Here is a 20,847-nt window from a genome sequence, read left to right on the forward strand (position 1 = left end):
AATAGCACAATGCTGAGATGCAGAAGAGCGATCGCACTCCCCGTGACGGAGTAGCTGCCCAATAAAGTTGCCAAAGCGCGATCGCGATCGCTGATAATTTGGCAAAATGTTACAAAATAATAAGCACTCAGTTCTGGAGAATCACCCTTGACACCCTACAGCCCTCAAATTAAGCCCACTCAGCAGCCAACTCCTGCCTCTACAGATGGCTTTGTAAATCGGCATATTGGCCCTAATCCCGCTGAAGTCCAGCTTATGCTGGATGTTTTGGGATCTCCCACCCTTGAGGATCTGATTGACAAAACTGTACCCCAAGCGATTCGGATGAAGCAACCCCTCAAATTGCCCGCAGCCGCAAGGGAATATGCCGCGATCGCGCAACTTAAAGAAATTGCCTCAAAAAATCAAGTATTTCGGTCATTTATCGGCATGGGATATTACGACTGCATCACGCCGCCAGTAATTCAGCGTAATATCCTCGAAAATCCAGGTTGGTACACAGCTTATACGCCTTATCAAGCCGAAATTGCCCAAGGTAGATTAGAAGCTTTGCTGAATTTCCAAACCATGATTATTGACCTCACAGGATTGGAAATTGCTAACGCTTCCTTACTCGATGAAGGCACAGCAGCGGCAGAAGCCATGACTATGACTTATGGCATCAGTAAAAATAAAGCCAAAGCATTTTTTGTTTCTAAAGATTGCCATCCCCAAACTATAGAAGTCGTGCAAACTCGCGCTAAACCCTTGGGTTTTGATATTATTATTGGCGACCATCAAACCTTTGAATTTGACAAAGAAATTTTTGGGGCGCTGCTACAATATCCCGCTACCGATGGCATAATTTATGATTATAAAAGTTTCATCGAACAAGCCCATAATCGCGGTGCTTTAGTAACAGTTGCCGCAGATATATTAAGTCTTTGTCTGCTTAAACCTCCCGGTGAATTTGGCGCTGATATTGCCGTAGGTAGCACTCAGCGCTTCGGAGTACCGATGGGATATGGGGGGCCTCATGCAGCTTATTTCGCCACGCGAGAGGAGTTTAAACGGCAAGTTCCGGGGCGAATTGTGGGGGTTTCTAAGGATGTAAATGGGAAACCAGCTTTACGGTTAGCACTGCAAACTCGCGAACAACATATCCGCCGCGATAAAGCTACTAGCAATATTTGTACTGCTCAAGTTTTGTTAGCGGTAATGGCTAGTATGTATGCTGTCTATCATGGGCCGGATGGATTGCAAAGAATTGCCGAAAAAGTACATAATTTGACTGCTATTTTAGCAACTGGATTGAAAGACTGCGGCTATAAAATTAGTCCTGCACCTTTTTTTGATACACTGAGGATTGAATTGGGTGCTAAATCTCTGCAAGAAATTCTTCAAGCTGCTGATTCACATCAGATTAACTTACGAATTTTTAATGAAAACACTGTAGGAGTTTCTGTTGATGAAACTACGGACATTAAAGACTTACAGAGTGTTTTGACTATTTTCGGAGAAGTTGATGCTAACAGTAAAGATTTGTTAGAAGTTGTAAAGGATAAATTGCTAGTTGCCTATCAACCTTTTGCCCGTACTAGCAGTTATTTAACTCATCCTGTATTCAACCGCTATCACTCGGAGACTGAACTTTTGCGGTATTTGCACCGACTGGAAAGTAAGGATTTATCGCTAACTACATCAATGATTCCTTTGGGTTCTTGTACGATGAAATTAAATGCAACTTCGGAGATGTTGCCAGTGACTTGGCCGGAGTTTGGCAAACTTCACCCTTTTGCACCTTTATCGCAAACTCAAGGCTATCAAGTTCTGTTCCAGCAACTTGAAGAATGGCTAGCTGAAATTACTGGTTTTGCTGGCATTTCTCTACAACCAAATGCAGGTTCTCAAGGCGAATATGCAGGATTATTGGTGATTCGCCAATATCACGAAAGTCGAGGTGAAAGTCATCGCAATGTTTGTTTAATTCCCCAGTCTGCACATGGTACAAATCCGGCGAGTGCGGTGATGGCAGGGATGAAAGTTGTGCCTGTTGCTTGCGATGACCAAGGCAATATTGATATTGAAGACTTACAGAATAAGGCGGAAAAACACAGCGATGAACTAGCTGCTTTAATGGTGACATATCCCTCTACTCACGGCGTTTTTGAAGAGCAAATTCAGGAAATTTGCGAGATTGTTCATGCTAAAGGTGGACAGGTTTATATGGATGGGGCTAATATGAATGCCCAAGTGGGTTTGTGTCGGCCGGGAGATTTTGGGGCGGATGTTTGTCACTTAAATTTGCACAAAACTTTCTGCATTCCTCACGGCGGCGGCGGCCCAGGTATGGGGCCAATTGGGGTGATGTCGCATTTGGTAGAATTTTTACCCAGTAATTCTGTTCTTAACAGTCAACAGTTAACAGTTAACAGTCAACAGTTAACAGTTAACAGTCAACAGTTAACAGTTAACAGTCAACAACAATCAATGGGTGCTGTTTCGGCTGCGCCTTGGGGAAGTGCTAGCATTTTGACTATTTCTTGGATGTACATTCAGATGATGGGTGGAGAGGGTTTAACTGAGGCAACTAAGGTAGCAATTCTTAATGCTAATTATATTGCGCGACGGTTAGAAAGTTACTATCCTGTTTTGTATAAAGGCAAGGCGGGTTTTGTCGCCCATGAGTGTATTTTGGATTTGCGATCGCTAAAAAAATCCGCTGGTATTGAAGTGGAAGATATTGCTAAGCGTTTGATGGATTATGGTTTTCACGCGCCTACTGTTTCTTGGCCTGTTGCGGGTACGGTGATGGTGGAACCTACGGAAAGCGAATCGAAGGAGGAATTAGACCGTTTTTGTGAGGCGATGATTGCGATTCGCAAGGAAATTGAGGAGATTGAAAATGGTAAAATGGATACTACCAATAATCTGTTAAAAAATGCGCCGCATACGGCAGAATCGCTGATGGCATCTGAATGGAATCATCCTTATTCTCGCGAAGAAGCTGCTTATCCTGCGCCTTGGACGCGGGAACATAAGTTCTGGCCGGCGGTGGGACGAATTGATAATGCCTTTGGCGATCGCAATTTTGTCTGTTCTTGTTTACCAATGGAAGCGTATAGCTAGGGGCTAGGGGCTAGGGACTAGGGGCTAGGGGAATAGGGGAATAGGGGAATAGGGGGAAGAGAATAAGTGGGTTTCAGTAGTTTATGATATAAAAAATTGAAGATTCTTATTCTTTTTCCTTTTTCCCTGTTCCCTGTTCTTTATTCCTTCGCCACCACGCGATCGCGACCTTGAAATTTGGCTTTATATAGGGCCTGATCCGCAGCAGCAATCAAAGTTTCCGGCAAACCCTGAGCAGCATCTGCACTAGCTACGCCTAAACTGAGGGTGATATACTCGGAGACCAAAGACTTTTTATGGGGAATTGCTAAGACCTGGATGCGACGGCGAATTTCCTCTGCCACTGCGATCGCATCCACAATGTCTGTATTCGGCAGAATAACCGCAAATTCTTCCCCTCCATATCTCGCTACCAAATAAAGGCGTTCCGGCGGAATTTCACGGCAAGTATCGCGGATGGCAAGAGCTACTTGTTGCAAACAAGTATCACCTGCTTGGTGGCCGTAAGTATCATTATAAGCTTTGAAACAGTCTATATCACATAAAATCAAAGATAGCCGTATTGGTTCAACAATTAACCGCTGCCACTCTTGAGTGAGAACTTCGTCAAATCTACGGCGGTTAGCTATTTTTGTCAAGCCGTCCAAGGATGCCAAATTCTGTAATTCTTGGTTAGCTAATTCTAACTGCTGATAGAGTTGAGATTGCTCGATCGCGATCGCGATTTGAGTAGCCAATTGTTTAAGCAATTCCATCTCCCAAGACTGCCATTGCCTAGTCTCCTGGCAATGGTGAGCAATCAGCAAACCCCATAAACTATTTTGAGTTTTACCTTCCCAATCGACAACAGAAGAGGAAGGTGATTTTTTAACTTTTTGGTCTGTTTGAATAATTGGCACCACTAAATTTGATCTGACGTGACAGTTACTTAACAAATTGATGTGACACTGATTTAAGCCACCATTATAAATATCCTCTACAGCTCTAATTCTACCTTTTTGGTACTGCCCTACATAGGTTTCCCCAAAACAAGGATCGTAGATATTTGTATTCAAAATTGATATTGTTCCCTTATTCAAGGATTCTACCACAACATCACCGCTCCAGTCTGGTCGAAAACGGAAAATAATCACTCTATCAGTTTCAAGAAATTGTCTTACTTCCGCCGCCGCAGTATTAAGAACCGCCTCTAAGTCCAAGGAAGAGCGAATCCTAGCTTGAATTTGTCCCACTAGGCGTTCCCGTTCCGCTTGTTGGCAAAGTGAAATTTGTGCGAGTTTACTTTCAGTAATGTCTAAAACATAGCCATCGTAATAAGAAATTTCGCCAATACTATTGCGTACAACTGAGGTAAAATCGTAAACCCACCGACTTAAACCATCTCCTTTAACAATCCGGTAATTTTGTTCAAAAGATTTCACCCCTGCTTCGCTATAACTTTTGACTTCTGCCATAACTCTCGCCAAGTCTTCTGGATGGATAATATTAGCATAAAACAATTTCTTGCTAATAAAATCGCTGGCTTGATAGCCGAATTGAACGACATTTTGTGATACATATTCTACCGGCCATTTTTCTTCTGGTTTCCAACGAAAAATTGTAACTGGGCCATTTGTAAATAAGTGTTCCTCTCGCTCTAAAGCTTCTTCTGCCAGCTTATTGCTTTTGTAATCTTGCGTCAGTTTTTGTCTGTTAGTTTCTGGTTGGTGTTTCTGGCAATCTTCAAGACTTTCCGAGCTTATTTTTACTTCAGGAATTTGCCAAGATATGACTTCACAAATTAGTATAATTAGTGGCAATTGGCAATTGCCAATTACTAATGCTCTTTCTCTGACGAGCTCTTCCCCAGTTAGTGATGGCAAGGGGTGTAAGATCGATTTTACGACCATAATGCTACCATCTTTACAAGTTATACATCCTTCTCCTAATGCAGAGTTTGGAGGTGAATCGCTGCTTGCTTGATGTACGAAAGCGCAAAACTGCTCTTGTAGGCGCTCTCGATCTTCTGAGTTGAAAATGTTAAAAATTGGTTCGGAAGTCAACTCTACTTGACTATAACCGAGGCGGTTTGCACCGAATTGATTTACGGAAAAAATAATTCCTTTAGCATCTATAACAAAGCAGATACAGGGAAGATTTTCCCACAAAATCCGATACCACCCCAGTTCTGGCGTTCCTACTTTTGAAAATTCTTGAATCTGGGGAACGCTTGTACAGTCGTCGGGGGAGTGGAGGTTCTCTCTTTCTGGTTCGCTTGAGTGGGATTGTCTGATCAACACTTTTGGCTTAAATCGTTTTTTCTCAAATATATCTATGTACTCATCTTCAGCTTTGACTTGAAACTAAAATAATGCTTTTGATTCAAAAAAGCTGCAACTTGTAACAAATTTATAACCTCTTCAGGTTAACTGTTACGGATGTTGGTGCATTCTCTGTCTCGAAGCTCGGCAGTCTGCGATCTCATCACTCAGAGCAATAAGCTCTTCATTAAGGTAAATTTGCCTCTTTTTTCTAGTATCCTACACAATGGAAGAAATCGGGAGCAAAATATTTTCTACAATACATGATAAAGCAACCGCTTTCGTCGGTTAGGGGCTAGGGACTAGGGGCTAGGGACTAGGGTTGGATATATTAAATCTTAAATTTAGAATGCTTAACACCTTACCCTATTTACTGACTATTGCCTTCTGCGATCGCAACTTCCAATTCTTCTAACGCCTGAAGGTTTCCCACCACCCAAGAACGGGCTACCGCAGCGGGTATAATCTCAGTAATAGCTATCTGCGAAAAAGTAGGACTAAGATCGGATTTGACATACTCTCCATCCCTCAGCAAATAAATAGTTAGCCTCCCACTATCATAAACCCATACTTCAGGAACTCCTATTGCTTGATATGCTTCCAGAGTTGTTTTAGAACTAACATCAGCTTCGATAGCCAAATCGGGAGGAGGATCGTTAGGTTCAAGTCGGCGACAGCCAATCATCCGCTGATAATTCTCAATATAAAAACAAGCATCGGGTTCAACGCCTGCTCTACCTTCTTTTTTAAAGGTAGTAGAGCCAAAAGGTTGATAACGAATGCCGGCCGCCCTAAGCAAAGTTTTGACAATATCTGAAATTAAATCTCTTGGAATTTCGTGTTCGGGTAGGGGAACCATAATTTCTAAAGTACCTTTGCTATAAGCAACTCTCGCTCGTCGTTTTTGTCCCAACTCCTGTAAAATTGACTCAAATTCCTGCCAACTCACATTTGTGATTGTGACGGCACTACCGGGAGCAAACTTCATTAGACTAATAGGTTTGGCAACCAAAGTTAAAGTGCTCATAAGCAATTCCAAATTAAAAATTTTAATTTTGTCTGAAAATCAAAGAAAACTGTCAAGTCTGCGCTATTATTAGTAGAGGAGATATTGCCTCCCACAATCTTTGAGGCGGATAAATTTAGTTTAACGTTTTTCTAGCTACAGGTCAACCCAATGCCGATTTCTAAAATAGAAGCCAAGCAACTACTCGAACGTTTTGTTTTTGACGACGATAGTCCTCAAGACTGGGTACATGATGTTTGGGGATTAAGTCCAATGCTGGGAGAAAGTGCAGCCAAATTGCTAGGTGTCTTTGCAGCTTTAATTGAGTGTTGTCCTGAAGAAGAATTGGAGAATTTACTTAAAGAGTTATATCAGCAGTATTTTGAATAACTTTATTGGTATGGCTAATTGCTAATTGCTAATTGCTAATTGCAGGACTTACGCAGACCGAGGCTAGAAACCGGGTTTCTTCGTAAATCTCTAGTTGAGAAACCAACAATTTTTCACAGAAACCCGGTTTCTTTGCGTAAGCCCTACTAATTTTGTAGGGCGATTCTTTCCTCTTCCTTCTTCCTTCTTCCTTCTTCCTTCTTCCTTCTTCTTAACGCTTCACGACAGCAAAACTAGCAATCTTCCAAGGTTTAATCTCAAAACCTTGCTCATTTCTCAAACAATCTTCTTTTTCCCTCTGCGGCTTTGCAGTTTCTTCCTTATTCCCGGATTTTTCTAATAAATCTACTGAATGCACAATCGCCAACCCCAAATCGCTTTTCAATTCTAACCTCCCCTCTCCCCCGCAACACTCATAACACCGTAAAATCCAAATATTCTCATCATCCTCCGACTGCTTAAATGCCATCAAAACTAAATTTTCCCCGGATAAATCCAACAACTTACTCACAGGTGGCAAAATCTTACCTCGATTTTCTCCTATGGGCAAAACCTTCACCTTTAACGGCAAATTCAACTCATAGCCACGTCTAACTGTACGAGCATTTTGCCAATTTCCTGCGTGAGGATAAATGCTGTAAGTAAATTTATGAATCCCTCGATCTGCTGCTTCATCTGGCCAAGTGGAACCCCGCAACAAAGTTAGTCGCAATTGATTTGATGCAGCGTCATAGCCATATTTACAATCATTCAATAAACTAACGCCGTATCCATCAACACTTATATCTGCCCAGCGCAAAGCTGGTACTTCCCATTTAGCAAAAGACTGATTTTGTTCAGATGTTAATCGCGTTTTGCGCTCAATCGCACCGCAAGGGATTTCATAGGTTACTGCCTCTGCTTCTAAATTAAGTGAAAAAGCTGCCTTAACTAATACATGACGTTCTTGCCAATCTACAATCGTCGTAATTTTCAACACCTGCGACGACTCTTGGATGATGTAATCTTGGCAAAATTCTGACTTGCCAATTTGTCGTACTACTCGCAATCGCTGCTGTATTTTTCCTTGTTCTATCCAATGAATATCTTTTAATATTGGCGTAGGTAAAGGATGTTTGGCATAATTCGGATCGATATTCCAAGCATCCCAGTATTGATTGCTATCTTTGAAAGCTTGGAGTTGATTACCACCGCCTATATTGAGAATTTCTCTGGTGTTAGCTTTATCATAAATACTGGATAAATTGCCAGTATTGCTCTCCACTTTTACCCGGATAAATTCATTCTCTAAAATCCAATCTTTTGGCTCAAAATAGTTTTTTTCTTCAAAATCTCGATCTTGTGCTATAATTACGGGTGTAACCTGGGGCAGCTTAACTTTTTTCTGGCTTTCTTCCTCAACCGGGGCATTTTCAAGGGTTTCAGCTTCTTGGGGATATAACCAAAACAGCCGATAGCCAACAGGCGGTATCTCTGAGGCTAAAAATAGCAGTGTAGACGGCGACTGATGGTCAGCCGCAGATAGCTGCGATGTCAGCCTTTGTCCAGACAAATCACAAATTTGCCAGTCAAGTTCCCCTTTGCTTGTTAAGTGCATAGGAGTCGGTAAAGGTATAGCGACTACCTCCGACCGCGACCAGTTAAGGGTATTGAAAATCAGAAGCGGTTGCGCGTCTGGGTACGGCGGCGGAGGTAAGGTAATTTGAGATGCGATCGCATCCATCGCCGCCGTCAATATTTCCTGACCAACCTGTTCCACCTCTGCCCAATCTTGATTGGCATCCAGGTAAACTTGACCGATGGAAGAACCGGGCAAAATATCGTGAAATTGGTTAAAAAGTACCTGTTTCCAAGCCATCTGTAATTCAGCTTGCGGATAAACCATACCTGCGCTCAGAGTTGCCAAGGCAGCTAACAGTTCAGCTTCATATAATAACCCTTCACAATAACGGTTCCATCGCTTTTGGTCGGCATGACTCGTGTAACAGCCGCGATGAAATTCTAAGTAAAGTTCGTCATTCCAAACGGGAATTGGTGATTGCATATCTGTCTCGCTTGCTGAGTGAAACTCTCCCATCTCTCGTGACAACTTACCCCTAATTAACGATAAATAATCAACCGCCTTAGTAAATTTCAATTCGGGAAAAAATGGCGACAGTTGCCAACGCTTAGCGACTTCTAACATATCGCGAGTCGGGCCACCACCATGATCGCCAACTCCCGGCAACCAAAGAGCATCTTTCAAACCTGTCTTTGCTTCCCAATCGCAGGTATAATTTGCCATCTTTACTGCTTCAATGCCTTCCCCAATCGGTGCAGACATCAAGCTAAATATTTGAGAGCCATCTGGTGACTGCCACCAAAATACACTATGAGGAAATTCGGTTGTATCGTTCCAGCGTAGCTTTTGCGTGACAAAGTATTCAATTCCGCCTTGCTTGAAAATCTGGGGTAACTGCCAACAAAAACCGAAAGTATCCGGTAGCCAAGCTACGCGCATCAATTCTCCAAATTTTTCTCGCGCGTAACGCTGACCGTAAAAAACTTGTCGCACAATTGACTCGCCAGAAATTAGGTTTAACTCTGGTTCCACCCAAGTGCCGCCGACAATTTCCCATCGACCGGCGGCGACTTGTTTTTTGATGTTTTCAAACAAGTCGGGGCGGTGTTTTTCTATCCAGGCGTAAAGCGCGGGTGTCGAATGGCAGAAAATTAAGTCGGGAAATTCTTGTAATAGTTGGAGTGCTGATTCAAATGTCCGCTGGGCTACTTCCCAAGTTTCGCTAACTGGCCATAACCAAGCTAAGTCTAAGTGAGCGTGTCCGACCAGGTGAATTTGAGATTGCTTAAGGGAAGATTGAATTGTTGTTTGAATTGGCAAGGCTGGGGAAAGTAGATTTTGAAGAGGGGTTTCTATATCTCCTTCTAAAAGAGATTGCCGAAGAGCGAACAGCGATCGCTCAAACTTTGCTCTATCTGACAAGACCTCCCAATCAATTAATTCAATTAAAGAATCTAGATTATCCCCCTTGACAACAGCAGGAGGGGACAGTAAGATATTTGTGCTGGGGTGTTGGGAATTTTCAAATCTAATTAAGTTTTGCAAATTTTCTAATTCGTCAGCAACTAAACCGGGGTCGAGACAAGCCGGGTCGGCTGATTCCCAAAGCAAGAGCGATCGCGTCAAAGCACCAGCATCGTGACCTGGACTTACTAAGCGCAAAGCTAGTATAATTTCTTCACCTGGTATAGCCGTCTGTTTAAGCAAAACTCGCGCCGAGGAGTCAAATAGATCTCCCGCTTGTACTAACTCGCCGTTAACAAAAATTAAGACTGCTTGAGCCCACCAAGTCAGGCTAACGCGCAAGGATAAACCAGCTAAAGGATAGCCGTACAAATTGTGGGGAACTACAATTCTTTGCCTTAGCCAGAGAACTTGCTGACCAGACGACCAGGCGATATGTTTTCGATCGTTAAGTTTGGCAATAGACCAGCAGTCTAAATCCTGAAGTTGCGCGATCGCCAGATATCCTTCCCAAAACCCCCAATTAGCCAGAATATCAAGCCGAGTCAACCGCCGCAAGTTCTTAATAGCTTCAGAAATCTTATCAGTGGCAGGTGGCATAGAATCGCTCATATTTCGCTAAAATTTCAGTGGGAAGGACAAGGAATATGCGATCGCTCTAAAAATCTAATAAAATCTAAATCTAAATCTAAATTATGTCTTCTTCTTACAACAAACGCTACCAAAGCAGATTGCTCAATTTTATCTCAGAGCAATCCCGCAAAGTCGTTGACAAATGCGACCTCGCCTTGCGACACTTGAAGGTGGCAGCCAGCGGAGCATTACAGGCAACTTTATATCCAGTTTATCTCCTGCTACAAACAGCACGCACCCTCGGCCTCAGACTCCAGCAAGCCAAAACAACATCAGTATCACAATTGGGCGAATCTGTCAAGGAAGAAATCGAAAACCCTCCCGAAACCGATAAACCCATTCAACAAGTTTTGTCATTTCTGAAAGAATTATACCTACCTGCGGCCACAACTGAGCCCACAGTACCAGAAATATCTGAAATTTATCCAGGCAAAGTAGCCTTCACCTCCCCAAACCCAGGGGAAAATGGACAAGCAGACTTGTCATTATTTAAAGATTTAATCGCAACTTCAGCCGATACCCTCACCGAACTTGACAAACCATCCAACTCAGGCATACTAGCACTAAGCCCTGCGCCAGAAATTCCAGTATCCCATCAACCGCAGATTTTGGGAATCGCCACCGCCCTCGCTACCCGCACCTTGGTACTTGTCGCCCCTGAAAATCAAACCTTAGACATCTTAACAGCCCAGCAACAAACAGAAATTCAAGCAAAAATACTCACCGAAGTCGCAGCATACTGGCAACAACGGCAACTGCAAGCCGAAAGGCAACAGCAATTTACCACAGACCTACAGCTAGTCGCAAATCAAGCTAATTTATTGCCATTACTGCGCCAATTTGTGCGAGTAATGGCTTGGGTACAAACCAGCCCCGTCGCCGTGAAAGTAAATCTGTTCGGTGAAGCCAAATTGCCCAGAATAGGTTATAATGGTCAGATACCAATTTCCAATTACCAATTGGGACTGGAGACTGGAAATTACCAATTACCGATTACCAGTCTCCAATTTACTTATGGGGAAAAAGGGAAAGTACCGTTACCGATTATCAATCCCGTTTTAGCCAAGGACAGAAAAGGTAAAGTACCATTCCCGATTCCTACTCCCCCCCCAACCGACGCACAGGAGGGGATGCCATCATTACCGATTACCAATCCCATCCTAGCTCAGGAAGGAAAGCCGGGGCGGCTATTCCCGCTCATTACCTCATCTTTACAAGAGGCGATCGCAGAGCAAGAATCACCCCAAACGCCCCTAGCTAATTATATCAAGTATATAAAGCGTTCCTCACCAGCATTCCTGCAAAAACAGCAAAAATCACCAGCAATCGCGAAGTCAGAGCCGGAAAAATCCGAATTGGTAGGGATTGAGAAATTTGAAGAAAAATTTGAACAAGTTGTCGAATTGATTTTGTCCGCAGTTGATTACTTCTTTGACGGCAAAACAGAACAAAGTGAGAAAGAAATTGCCGAAGCTATTTATGCAAAGTATAACCAATCTCCCCTATTAATCCCAGAACTTGAAGCAAATAGCGATCGCCCCCACGAACAATCTTGGCTAACCTGGAGCGCTCTACTTGGCGAAATCTCCCTGGCCCCCAGAATAATAGATAACAACCCTCCCCCAGCCGAAATCAACTTAGTAAGCGCTCTAACCGTAACACCCAGCTATACCCCATCCTCAGAAACCGAAGAATTAAACCCAGCATTCGTAACAGCACAGGCTACAGCAACATCCAGCTATGCCCCATCCTCAGAAACCGAAGAATTAAACCCAGCATCCGTAAAGACACGGCCTGCTAATGCACAAAACATTGCTAAAGTCAATACCTTTGCCGCCAAAACTCAACAGACAACAAGCGCCGTCGCCACACGAGAGCCAGCAAAAAGTAGCTCAGTCAAACCAGCACCCGACTGGTGGGAAGCCCAAGTAATCTCCAGAGGATACATCAAACACCCCCTAGAACAAGCCCTAGAATGGGTGGACATCGCCATGCTATGGCTAGAAGAAGTCGGGTTAGGAATTTGGAACTGGGGAAAAACCGAGTTGGACAAAATTTTCAACAGCAAAAACTGACCGATCTTTAGATATTATAAAAAAAGTTGTGGCAATCGTCGCAACAAATCAACTCAGCCTTTTACATCCCTGGAGAGAAATACTGTGCTCACCCTTAAGATCGTCGTTAATGTTGTTGTGGTGTTCTTTGCTTGTTTATTCATTTTTGGATTTTTGTCCAACGACCCCGCCCGGAACCCCAACCGTAGAGACATGGAGTAAACCAGCGGTAAAATCCTACTGGGCAGCTATTGTAGGGGGTAGCGCGATCGCTCCCCCGATCGGAGTTGTAATAAGTACCAAAAATAGATAAAAGCTTGAAAATCATAGCTGTTTGTTATACTTTGCCTCGCTCACAGGCGAGGTTATCTTATGGCTGAATTGACTAGCTAAATTGATGCGATCGCCACCTACATCTCTTCACTCAGACATTTTTAATTTTGAATTTGCAATTTTTAATTCCCTATGCCCTATCCGGTACCGCCTCCAGAACCCCCTGCAATTGTCCATACCCAGCAGGTTGAGGATATCACCCCGACTTGGGAGGACAGCAACGCGGCACCAATAGCAAAATCAATCCAGTCAGTCAAAGCTATTACACTTCAACAGCTACCGGAACCCAACTTTAGCCTAGAACAGACAAACTCAGCCGAAGTGCTGGGGCCGCCAATAGAAACGGGTTTATCGGCCACGCCAAGGGATGAACTAGCTAATTTTGACAGCAACGACGCTGTAATTGTGGGGTTTACCAATCCAGAAGGATCTGTTTCAGAGGCACAGGAACCACAAAGCAGAGAAATTGAAGAGTTCTCCTTCACAACTTACCCCCTAGCACCTGTGGAAGGTGCAATCCCAAAACGCAATGGCGACCCTTTAAAGCTGGCTCAAGGAACGCCGGAAGCCTTGCCTACAGATGTTCCCAGCGATTCTCGACCAGAAGAAATACAACCAGCGAAGCCTGAAAACCAACCCCAAGGAGAGGGGGAAACTGAGAAAGGGGGAGATATCGAGATTCCCACTCCCGAAGAAACACCACAGGAAACTCCACCCGATCGCCCACAGCCTCAACCCCCGACTCCCCGTCCCCCCAACTCCCCGACTCCCCGTCCTCCCGTTCCCCCGACTCCCCGTCCCCCCATCCCTCGTGCTACTGATACTGTAGAAATTAAAGCTGATAGACAAGAATTTGACGATCGCCAGCAAGTAGTGACGGCGATCGGTAACGTAATTGTTAGGTTTCAGCAAAGTGTAATCGATGCCGATCGCGCAGTGGTGAACTTGCTAACAAGGCAAGTAGTCGCGGAGGGTAATGTTGCCTACAGACGAGGGCAGCAAGTCGTGCGCGGCGATCGCATGGAATACAATTTAGGTTTGAACTCAGGCGCGATCGCACAAGCTAGAGGAGAACTTTTTATCCCCACCGCAGGTTCCGATCTCGCCCCGACATTGCCCACAGACATTAGTGCGGGCGGGCTTTTAGACGAACCTCTTAGCGATCGCATTCTCAGTCAGCAACCCGTGCGCGGAATTAGGGCAACTCCCGGTGCTAACGTTGTGATTGGTGGTAGGAGAGGGCAATTTTTCACCTTTCCGCAAGTAACAGGTACTGTCAACCGCGTGCGGTTTGAAGCTGAAAGACTGGATATTAAACCTGACGGTACTAGGGTAGCGACTAATATTCGACTGACTAACGATCCGTTTTCGCCGCCCGAATTTGAGATCAGAGCCCGAAGTGCGGTAATTAGGCAGATTTCACCCACTGCACAAGAATTGGTAACAACTAAGCCGCGCCTGGTTTTTGACCAAGCGATTAAAATACCTATATTCCCGCAACGGCAAGTGTTTGACAGTCGCAAGCGGAATGGCCCTTGCTTGACATTCGGCTTCGATCGCGGCGATCGTGGTGGATTATATGTTGAATGTCCTTTTGATGTATTTACTGGCGGATCGGTGCAACTGAATGTTACTCCCCAGTTTTACATTCAGAGAGCGATCGAGAAACACGATAACAACCCTTTTTTCCCCGACAACTACGGGATGAGGGCCACCTTGAGTGCCGACTTGGGCTCGCGGACAAAACTCCAAGGGACAGCGCAAATTCTCAACTTTGACCAATTCCCCAATCTCGACGAAGAGGACTTTCGGGGTAACTTGCGGTTGCGGCAATATGTGGGCAACCATACGCTAACGGGGGAATACAGCTTTCGCGATCGCTTATTTAACGGCAGTTTGGGATATCAAACCGTCCACAGTAGCGTCGGCGCAGTCTTAGCCTCCCCCGTCATTCCCTTGGGTGACAGCGGCATTAATGTTAGCTATCAAGTTGGCTATCAGTTTATCAATGCTGATAGCGATCGCCCTGATTTACTCCCCCTATTCCGGCCTAATAACCGCGTCGATCTCAACCGCTTTCAAGCCAGCATCGGCGTAAGTCGCGGTTTTAACCTTTGGAGTGGGAAAGCCTTACCTCGCACACCCACACAGGGTTTGAGATACACAGCTAGGCCAGTAGTTCCCTTTGTGCAACTCGCATTAGGAGTCAGGGGTGTCACCAGCATCTACAGCAACGGCGATTCGCAAAACTCCGTTGCTGGTAGTATTGGCATCCAAGGGCAATTTGGTCATTTCGCTCGCAGATATTTAGACTACACTGCATTTAACGTCACTTACACCCAGGTAGCGCGGGATGGTCTGTCACCATTTTTATTCGATCGCCTAGTGGATTTGAGAATCCTCTCCTTTGGAATCGTACAACAAGTTTTTGGAGGTTTCCGAGTTGGATTTCAATCAGCAATTAATTTAGAAAGCAGTGAAGTTATCAGTACAGACTACACTTTGGAATATAGCCACCGCACCTACGGATTGATCTTGCGTTTTAACCCGCAGCGTCAAATTGGCAGTTTTACCTTTCGGATCAGCGACTTCAACTGGCTAGGTACTCCCGAACCTTTCTCCGGTGTGCGAACTGTTGAAGGAGGTGTGCGTTTATCAGATTAGTTAATTGTTAACTGTTAACTGTTAACTGTTAACTGTTAACTGTTAACTGTTAACTGTTAACTGTTAACTGTTAACTGTTAACTGTTAACTGTTAACTGTTAACTGGTAATTACTAACTACTAACTACTAACTACTAACTACTAACTACTAACAATGACAGATGTTACCGCTATATCTGCACAGGCAGCGTCTCTGCTGGTTCACTACAGTTTTGACATCAGCGGGGACACAGTTGAGGAATTGGTGGGTGAGTGGTTGGCCATTTACCCGGCATATTGGTTACGTTTAGCAGTGGTTGAAGCCCTTTATCAAGGTCGTTACAAAACCGTTTCTGTTGAACACTTATTAGCTATGTGGCAGCGGCGCGGTCAACCACTCTATCATTTCAATCATGAATTTGAACGTTTAGTTTGTAGCAGTTTTCCCCTTGATTCAACAATTGAAGAAGAGGCGAATCAGTCTCCGGCAGAAATAGATTTACCTGGATGGGAAACTCCGGCTGCCTCTGAATTGCCTCCCCGTCAATCCCCTATTTTGAATCAGATAAAAGAGGAAGAGGAAGAGAAAGAGGAAGGAGTAAGAGGTAGCAAGTCTAGTGGTGAAGTTACTATTTTTAATTGGACGGGAGAAAGTGCAGAAGTTGCCTCTAATCGGGAAGCGATAACTGAGTCTAACTCTGAGGAATCTGATAGTAGTAATAATGAATTGGGAGATATTGATTCTTCGGCTCATCCTGTTAAACATACTGACTTTTATAGTAAGTTGAAAGCAGTTGCAACCGAGGCAAAAAGGAAGAATGAAAGAGGGTAACTTGTAATTGGTAATTGCGGAAAAATTTGGTGCGATCGCTTTCAGGCTGAGATGTTAAAAGATGTTGAAGAACTGGGCAGTGGTATCGTCAAGCATGAGATAATGATGACTGGGCAATAATAAGATAAATCATAAAATTCACAAAGAGGGAGAAAATATGGACGCAATTACTACCGCGATTGTGACTGGTCTTGCTATTCCTGTGGCTAAAGATGCGATTACAGATGCTTATACGGCTCTCAAAGCTGCCTTAAAAAAGAAATTTGGTGATGAAAGTGATGTAGTTAATGCAGTCAAGCAATTAGAGAAAAAGCCCGACTCCGAAGGCCGGAAAGCTACGCTACAAGAAGAAGTTGAAAACGCCAAGGTTAATGACGATCCTGAGATTGTGAAGTTGGCTCAAGATTTACTCAGCAAACTTAAAGAACAACCAGGTGGACAACAGGTTATCACCCAGAATGTTAGCAATGTTAAATATGCAGCAACTTCTGGTTCTGGTAATGCAAGTATCAGCGGTATTACTGAGCATGAAACATCAAAAGATCACTAAGACTATTCTTGAATAATTCAGGAGTCGGGGATGTCTGAAGAACAAGAAATTCAGCAAAGAGTTACAGGTTCAGAATACGCGGCTATATCTGCAACAGGTCATGCAAGTATTACTATAATTAATAATTACCATGACCCAAAAGATACCTATGTCGCATCTGTTTCTACTAATGCTACAGATGAAATTCTCCCCTGTCCCTATCGCGGATTATTTCACTTTGACCATAATGATGCTGAATTTTTCTTTGGTCGTGAATTTTTTGTTACAGAACTCTTTAAGGCAACTCAAAACCTTAACTTTATTCCCGTTTTAGGTGCATCAGGGAGTGGAAAATCTTCTGTAGTATTTGCGGGACTTGTGCCCAAGCTACAGCAAGAAGGCAATTGGAAATTTACTTACTTTCGTCCAGGGGTTATCCGCCAAGCAAAAAGTTATATTGCTGATCCTTTTTATGCCTTAGCTCAAGCACTCGTCCCTCTTTACACACCAAATCTCAACGAGACTGCTCAACTTTGCCAAGCTAGTGAACTTGCGGATGGGTTTCGTAATGGCAAGATTCTCCTTTCTGACGTTATTCTTAAAATTCGACAAAATCACCCACATGATCGTGTGCTACTGATTGCCGATCAGTTTGAAGAACTTTATACTCTCTGTAATGAAGAAAACCGTCGCCGTTTTCTTGACCTATTATTAGACAGCATTCCCTCTCCTATTTCCCTGAATCAATCTACTCTTATAATTGTCGCAACAATGCGGGCGGACTTTTTGGGAAATGCTCTTTCCTATCGTCCTTTTGCCGATTTATTGCAAAATGCTGATATTAAACTAGGAGCAATGAATCGTGAGGAACTATCACAGGTGATTGAAAAACCTGCGGATAAATTAGGGGTAAAATTTGCCGATGGATTAGTAAAACGCATCCTTGATAGTATCGAAAATGAACCGGGAAATTTACCATTATTAGAGTTTGCTTTAACGGAGTTATGGGCAAAACGTAAGGGGAAAGAATTAACTCATGCTGCTTATGAGGAAATTGGCGAGGTGCAAGGTGCTTTAACCACTTATGCTAATGCTCAATATCAACTATTGAATCCCTCTGAGCAAAAACAGGTACAACGTATTTTTATTCAATTAGTACGTCCTGGTGAGGGTGCAGAAGATACGCGGCGAATGGCATTGAAAGCAGAATTGGGCGATCAAAGTTGGTCATTAGTCAAACAACTTGCTGATGCTCGGTTAGTGGTGACAAGTCGTAATTCTGCAAGTATTGAGACTGTCGAAGTTGTCCATGAAGCACTGATTAAAAATTGGGGTCAACTGCGAGAATGGATGTCAGCAGACCGCGATTTTCGCTCTTGGCAAGAGCGTTTACGGGCGGCTGTGCAACAATGGCAAGAGGCGCAACAAGATGAGGGGGCATTGTTACGGGGTGTGCCATTAGGAGTGGCAGAAAGTTGGTTACAAAAGCGCTCAGATGAACTGAGTTTAGGAGAGCGAGAGTTTATTCAGAAGAGTGTAATACTTCGAGAACGGGAAAAACAACAAGAGAAACGCCTCAGACAGTCGATTATTTTCGGATTAAGCGCTGGCTTCATCGGTGCTTTGTGTCTGTTAGGGTGGCAAGGACAACAAACAGAAATTAGAGACCTAGTTACATCATCACAATTACTTTTACAATCTAATAAAGAATTTGATGGTTTAATAGAAAGCTTAAGAGCTACACAGAAGTTTAAACAAGCATTGTGGCCAACAACAATTGATAATCGAATTCAAGTTGTTACTACTTTGAGGCAGGCTGTTTATGATGTTCGAGAGTTCAATCGCCTAGAGAAACATCAGGATGAAGTGACAAGTGTTAGCTTCAGCCGTGATGGTATTATTGCTTCATCTAGCCAGGATAAAACAATAAAATTATGGGATGAAAATGGTCACTTACTGAAAGATTTGACAGGACACACTGGTACTGTTTGGAATGTAAGCTTTAGCCGAGATGGTATAATTGCTTCTGCAAGTGACGATAAAACTATTAGATTATGGAATCAAGATGGTACTGCGTTCAGAAATTTAAAACCTTTAAAACATAGCTCTCCAGTTTATGTAGTAAAATTCAGTCCCAATGGGAAAATAATTGCTTCATCTGGTAAAAATGGTGATCTTAATTTTTGGAATTTGGATGGTCAACGATTGAAAACTATTTCGGCTAAACAAGTTAATCAAGATCGAGTTTTGAGCATGAGTTTTAAAGATAACAAAACCCTCGCCACTGGTGGTGATAAAAACACTGTCAAATTTTGGAGGAGCGAAAATGGTACATTCAAGGATGCAAAGTTACTAGGAACTCTTATAGGACATGACATAAAAGATCCTCAAGATAAAGATAAAGAAGAAAAATTCAGAGGAGTCTGGGGTGTGCATTTTAGCCTTGATGGAAAGATGCTGGCTACAGGAGGCGGTGATGGTACTATTAAACTTTGGCGTAAAGAAGAGGTTTCTTCCCTTCCTTTTTCCGACGATTGGATCAAACGTCTAAATTTTAAGCTGGAGGCTAAGGAAAAGGATGTAAACAGTATGTGTCAAAACGAGGGAAAAGAACCTATAAGCAGAAACGGTGTTGCCATTAGTTGTCTCCAACAGTCTAAAGATTTTGTTAGAGGAGTAAGTTTTAGCCCTGATGACAAGATAATTGCAGCAGCTACTTCTGACAAAAGAGTTATACTTTGGGATATACCCAACAAGACACATAAGACTCTTAAGGGACATGGAAATGGAGTATGGGGCATAAGTTTTAGCCCAGATGGTAAAATTATTGCTTCTGCTAGTGCTGACAATACAGTGAAATTATGGAACAAAGAGGAAACTCCGCAGGCTTTTGGAGGAAGTGATCAATCTATATGGGATATCAGTTTCAGTCCTGACAGTCAGATCATTGCTTCAGGTAGCAAGTGCAAAATTGTTAAACTGAGGGATACAAATAACAACTCAAAAAAAGAGTTCAGAGATCCTACGTTGAGTCAATTACCAGATGATCAATGTGATGGACGCACTAAGCTTAGCCATAACGGGCAGGTTAAGGGAGTAGCCTTCAGTCCTGATGGTAAAATGATTGCCTCTGCTAGTTGGGATTGCACTGTGAAATTGTGGCACTCTGATGGTCGCTTGATCAAAACTTTAATAGACCCTTCAATCAAATCTAAAGATAAAGAAAAATATTGCAGCAATCAGTCTAGTCATATCGACTATGTTCAAGGTGTAGCCTTTAGTCCTGATGGTCAGATGATTGCTTCAGCAAGTTCTGACGAAAAAATAAAACTTTGGAATAAAGATGGTAGTTTGATACATACTTTTACAGGTCATAAAGGTTCAGTTTATAGAGTTAGATTTAGTCCCGATGGAAAAACTTTAGCTTCGGCTAGTGCTGACAATACAGTTAAACTTTGGAGTAATACAGGTCAATTGCTGAAAAATCTTAAGGATCATAAGAACAAAGTAAAAGATGTAAGTTTCAGCCCCGATGGTAAAATTATTGCCTCTGCTAGTGACGATCAGACAATCAAACTGTGGACTAAAGATGGTAAATTTATCAAAAATTTTTACGGACATTCAGGAGAAGTTCAGAGTATAAGTTTTAGCCCTGATGGTCAAATGATCGCTTCTGGTAGTATGGATCATACTATCAAGATTTGGAATCGGGATGGTATTTTGCTGAATACTATTAATGTAGAAGTAGGCCCTATTTATTCAGTAAGTTTTAGTCCCGATCAGAAATACCTTGCTGCTGGCAGTGATGATGGTAAATTAAGATTATGGAAGATCGATCTCGATGAATTACAAAAAGAAGGTTGCGACAAGGTGCGGGTTTATTTGCACAACCCCAGCGCAAATGTTAGCGATAGTGACAGACATCTATGCGATGGTATCCCAACTGGAAAAAATTAAAAATAATACTTTCCTCTGCTATTTTCCACAATCTACAT

At 43.1% G+C, this 20,847-nt stretch carries 11 protein-coding genes; 8 read left to right on the forward strand and 3 right to left on the reverse strand.

Annotated features, from left to right (window positions below):
- Positions 1-147 precede the first annotated feature (147 nt).
- Entirely contained in the window at positions 148-3,108 is a 2,961-nt protein-coding gene (gcvP, locus tag PY364_RS09580) for an aminomethyl-transferring glycine dehydrogenase (protein ID WP_275522087.1), read from the forward strand.
- 140 nt (positions 3,109-3,248) lie between these two features.
- Here the strand turns inward: gcvP and PY364_RS09585 are convergent, their stop codons facing one another.
- Both PY364_RS09585 and PY364_RS09590 read right to left on the reverse strand, forming a co-directional pair.
- Positions 3,249-5,387, reverse strand: coding sequence for a diguanylate cyclase (locus PY364_RS09585; protein ID WP_275522089.1), 2,139 nt, complete (start codon positions 5,385-5,387; stop codon positions 3,249-3,251).
- 391 nt (positions 5,388-5,778) lie between these two features.
- On the reverse strand, positions 5,779-6,435 hold the full coding sequence (locus tag PY364_RS09590) for a Uma2 family endonuclease (protein ID WP_275522090.1): 657 nt from the start codon (positions 6,433-6,435) through the stop codon (positions 5,779-5,781).
- Between the two features lie 150 nt (positions 6,436-6,585).
- On the opposite strand from PY364_RS09590, the gene PY364_RS09595 reads away from it, so the two are divergent.
- Positions 6,586-6,804, forward strand: a complete 219-nt coding sequence (locus PY364_RS09595; protein WP_275522092.1) for a hypothetical protein — start codon at positions 6,586-6,588, stop codon at positions 6,802-6,804.
- Between the two features lie 211 nt (positions 6,805-7,015).
- Here the strand turns inward: PY364_RS09595 and PY364_RS09600 are convergent, their stop codons facing one another.
- Entirely contained in the window at positions 7,016-10,429 is a 3,414-nt protein-coding gene (locus tag PY364_RS09600) for an alpha-mannosidase (protein WP_275522093.1), read from the reverse strand.
- 95 nt (positions 10,430-10,524) lie between these two features.
- Here PY364_RS09600 and PY364_RS09605 point away from each other — a divergent pair, with 95 nt between their 5' ends.
- The 6 genes from PY364_RS09605 to PY364_RS09630 all read left to right on the forward strand — a co-directional run bounded on the left by PY364_RS09605 (position 10,525) and on the right by PY364_RS09630 (position 20,809).
- Positions 10,525-12,537: a hypothetical protein gene (locus PY364_RS09605; RefSeq protein WP_275522095.1), complete on the forward strand. Its 2,013-nt coding sequence runs from the start codon at positions 10,525-10,527 to the stop codon at positions 12,535-12,537.
- 84 nt (positions 12,538-12,621) lie between these two features.
- Positions 12,622-12,738 (forward strand): photosystem II reaction center protein I, encoded by a 117-nt coding sequence (locus PY364_RS09610; RefSeq protein WP_275522096.1) that lies wholly within the window; start codon positions 12,622-12,624, stop codon positions 12,736-12,738.
- A gap of 243 nt (positions 12,739-12,981) precedes the next feature.
- The gene (locus PY364_RS09615; protein ID WP_275522098.1) at positions 12,982-15,513 is read left to right on the forward strand and encodes a DUF3769 domain-containing protein; all 2,532 of its coding nucleotides are present in this window, start codon (positions 12,982-12,984) and stop codon (positions 15,511-15,513) included.
- Positions 15,514-15,666: 153 nt separating this feature from the next.
- A complete protein-coding gene (locus PY364_RS09620; protein ID WP_275522100.1) occupies positions 15,667-16,323 on the forward strand; it encodes a hypothetical protein in 657 nt (218 codons plus the stop codon).
- Between the two features lie 157 nt (positions 16,324-16,480).
- A complete protein-coding gene (locus PY364_RS09625) occupies positions 16,481-16,873 on the forward strand; it encodes a hypothetical protein (protein WP_275522101.1) in 393 nt (130 codons plus the stop codon).
- A gap of 30 nt (positions 16,874-16,903) precedes the next feature.
- Positions 16,904-20,809, forward strand: coding sequence for a WD40 repeat domain-containing protein (locus PY364_RS09630; RefSeq protein ID WP_275522103.1), 3,906 nt, complete (start codon positions 16,904-16,906; stop codon positions 20,807-20,809).
- Positions 20,810-20,847 lie beyond the last annotated feature (38 nt).

It is taken from the genome of Kamptonema sp. UHCC 0994 (assembly GCF_029167235.1).
In the GTDB taxonomy this organism is placed as follows: Bacteria; Cyanobacteriota; Cyanobacteriia; order Cyanobacteriales; family Microcoleaceae; genus Kamptonema.

Coding starts and splice junctions, on each gene's coding strand:
- PY364_RS09605 (WP_275522095.1), top strand. CDS start 10,525: ATGTCTTCTTCTTACAACAAACGCTACCAAAGCAGATTGCTCAATTTT.
- PY364_RS09630 (WP_275522103.1), top strand. CDS start 16,904: ATGTCTGAAGAACAAGAAATTCAGCAAAGAGTTACAGGTTCAGAATAC.
- PY364_RS09615 (WP_275522098.1), top strand. CDS start 12,982: ATGCCCTATCCGGTACCGCCTCCAGAACCCCCTGCAATTGTCCATACC.
- PY364_RS09600 (WP_275522093.1), bottom strand. CDS start 10,429: ATGCCACCTGCCACTGATAAGATTTCTGAAGCTATTAAGAACTTGCGG.
- PY364_RS09620 (WP_275522100.1), top strand. CDS start 15,667: ATGACAGATGTTACCGCTATATCTGCACAGGCAGCGTCTCTGCTGGTT.
- PY364_RS09595 (WP_275522092.1), top strand. CDS start 6,586: ATGCCGATTTCTAAAATAGAAGCCAAGCAACTACTCGAACGTTTTGTT.
- PY364_RS09625 (WP_275522101.1), top strand. CDS start 16,481: ATGGACGCAATTACTACCGCGATTGTGACTGGTCTTGCTATTCCTGTG.
- PY364_RS09590 (WP_275522090.1), bottom strand. CDS start 6,435: ATGAGCACTTTAACTTTGGTTGCCAAACCTATTAGTCTAATGAAGTTT.